Raw genomic sequence first — 2,900 nt, forward strand, 5'->3', positions numbered from 1 at the left:
GAGTTTCATCCCGTTGAGCTTCAGCAGCGTTCCCACAGGCACATCCTGTTTCTTAGCGATATTCAGAAGCGTGTCCCCCGCCTTGACCCGGTAAGTCCGTCCCGGTTGTCTCGTCCCCACCGCCGGGTCGGTTCCCTCGATTTTCAGGCGCTTGCCCACGTGCAGGGGCGCTCCCGGTTTCAGCCCGTTGAGCGCCAGGATACTCTCGAGAGTCACGCCAAAACGATCGCCGATCCGGATCAGGGAGTCTCCCTTCACAACCGTATAGGTGAAGAACGCCTTGTGATCCCCACCGCCGGCCGGGGCACGTCCCGATGGTTTCCCGCCACCTTGCCCTCCAGACGCCGCGAGGCTTTCCCCGCCCCCCTCTTCGATTTTCAGGCGCTTGCCCACATACAGGGAGTCTTCCATCCGCATCCCGTTCATCTTCAGAAGTTGCCGCAAGGGCACCCCGTACTCCCGGGAAATCTTGCTGAGGGTTTCCCCCTTCACCACCGTATGGAATACGGCCGGTTTCGGCGCGATCGCGCTCGTCCGGCCAACCGTTTTCGGCCTCTGAACGAGAAGGGGCGGCTCCCCGCCCGGCTCCATCAGGAAAAACCGCACGACGGCCCGGGCGATCGTATCGGCCAGTTTTTGCTGAAAGGCCGGGCTTCGGAGCAGTTTTTCCTCCTCCAGGTTCGAGATGTAGGCCGTTTCGATCAGGACCGACGGAATTTCAGGCATCTTCAGCACCCTGAAAGGCGCTTCCTGGACCCTGTCGAACTTCAGCTCACCGACATTGCTCAATTCCCACAGAACATTCATGCCGAACGCTTTGGAGATGTTGATCGTATTCGTCTGGCACATATTGATCAAAATGGGGTTGGTTTCTTCCTTCATATCGGCTTCCCGGGAACCGCCGACGATGTCCGCCAGGTTTTCGTTCTGCGCCAGGATTTTCGCCGCCACACTGGACGCCTCACCCGACGACAGGCAGTACACGGAACTGCCCCGGGCTTCCCTGTTTCGCGCCGCGTCGGCATGAACGCTGATGAACATGTCCGCGCCGAATTCCCGGGCGATTTGCAGTCTTTTATTGAAAGGAACGTAATAATCGCCGTCCCGCGTCAGGTAGTCCTGGAAAAAACCATGGCGGTCGAGGTTGTTTTTCAGCCGCCGGCTGATCGACAGAACGACATCCTTCTCATAGGTTCCGTTTTTTCCGACCGCGCCGGGGTCATCGCCGCCATGGCCGGGATCGATGACAATGATCTTCTTGTCCGTCGAGACCTTGATCTGCTCGCGCATCCTGCTTTGCCGCCGGCTTACTTCCGGAAACTCGATGTCGATCACCAGGCGGTCCGGTTTATCCATAAACTTCTTCAGGGGAAAGACATTGGTCTCCACATTGTTTGCCATCTCCAGGCGAACCAGGGTATCCCCTTCCTCCGAGGTGGAAATCGACAGCTTCCCGATCCGCGATTGGTCAAACTCCGTTTCCCGGGGCGCTGTCTCACCCCAGGTCATATTCCGGAACGTGACGGCCAGAACGCCATCCTGACGGGAAGCGGTGAAAACGGGCGGATCGGTCAGATCGAAAACAATCCGGGTATGATCCGGCGCCGTCCAGTGGCGCATGTTCGTGACGACCCCCGCCGCGCGGGCCAGGTCTTCCGCGCCCAAAACCACAAAGGCAAGGACGATCAGGACACAGTATCTCGATATTTGGCGTATCATGCCTGTCTTTTAGCAAATCACGCCGGATCGTGCAAGAAGGACTGAACGGAAAAACACCCTCAAACATGAGGACGAAAAGATGAAAACGGAGGGGCCATAAGCCCCCCCTCTCAGGGAACGATGGCGAACGAGAAAAAACATTGAATATTTTACTCAGGCATAGTATGAATCCGCCCTGCTCCCCTTGCATAGATTCCTGTCGGAAATGATACCGTATCGGGCGATTAGCTCAGCTGGATAGAGCGTTGGTCTCCGGAACCAAAGGCCCCGAGTTCGAATCTCGGATCGCCCACCATGCAAACCACAGGGCCGGGCAAAAAAACCCGGCCCTCGATCGTTTCCTCACCCCGTTCGCCACTGAAATTGGAAGCGGGACGGCGATACGCCACGGAAGATTTGCCCCCTCATCCCCCCGCGTGACAGGGGCCCTGATGAACCGGCCCTGAATCGGACAGACAAAAAAGTGACGACCAGGGGAAGACGGATGACAATCGCCACCCCGGGGATCGTCCCGCAGCGCCTCCCGCTCCCCGTTAAGCCCGCCGAAGAAGGAAAAATCCGCGGGGAACGGACAAAACGGGGTGGGTGTACGGCCGGCCTGTTGCCTCATAATAAAATGTAACCGTCGAGGAGATGTTTGGAGGGCCCCGGACTGGAAACGATTGACAAATCACGGGCCGGCGTGGCATCAAGACGGATGTTTTATCCAGATGAAAACCAGATGAAAAGAGGTGCGGAGTGAAGGGGCTGGCAACGGGGGATGCCGGGCATCCAGGCAGGAAAACGGCGAAGGCTCCGGCCGGAGGAAACAAGGGGGGCCGTCGTGGGGCGTCGGACGGTGTGGCCTCATTGAGGGGGAAAGGGGCGATATGATTGCCACGGGTTTGATATTTTTTTCAGCCCTGGCCATGTCCCTGCTGCTCACCCCGGGCATGATCAGGCTGGGCGCCCGTATCGGGGCTGTGGACCGGCCGGATAAAAGGAAGGTCCACACGGGAACCATATCGCGCCTGGGGGGTGCGGCGATTTTCCTGTCGTTCCACCTGGCCCTGCTTCTGGGCTTCCTTTTCATTTCCTGGGAGGGGGCCCTCGATTTGCCCGGGAGGCAACTGCTCTTCGCCGCGGCAGGGGGAGCTCTCATATTCGGTATCGGCCTGATCGACGACATACGCCGTCTGAAC

General features: G+C 58.6%; 2 protein-coding genes and 1 tRNA gene. 2 read left to right on the forward strand and 1 reads right to left on the reverse strand.

Translation table 11 applies throughout. The annotated features are described in order from the left end of the window. Nucleotides 1-1,719, reverse strand: a 1,719-nt coding sequence (locus GX147_08215) for a LysM peptidoglycan-binding domain-containing protein (protein NLN60670.1), incomplete at its 3' end; no start/stop codon positions are given. A gap of 218 nt (nucleotides 1,720-1,937) precedes the next feature. Here GX147_08215 and GX147_08220 point away from each other — a divergent pair. Continuing rightward, nucleotides 1,938-2,014 (forward strand) — tRNA-Arg (locus tag GX147_08220). 574 nt (nucleotides 2,015-2,588) lie between these two features. Beyond that, nucleotides 2,589-2,900: undecaprenyl/decaprenyl-phosphate alpha-N-acetylglucosaminyl 1-phosphate transferase (locus GX147_08225; GenBank protein NLN60671.1), on the forward strand; the 312-nt coding region annotated here is incomplete at its 3' end.

Source organism: Deltaproteobacteria bacterium (genome assembly GCA_012522415.1).
Classification (GTDB): domain Bacteria; phylum Desulfobacterota; class Syntrophia; order Syntrophales; family JAAYKM01; genus JAAYKM01.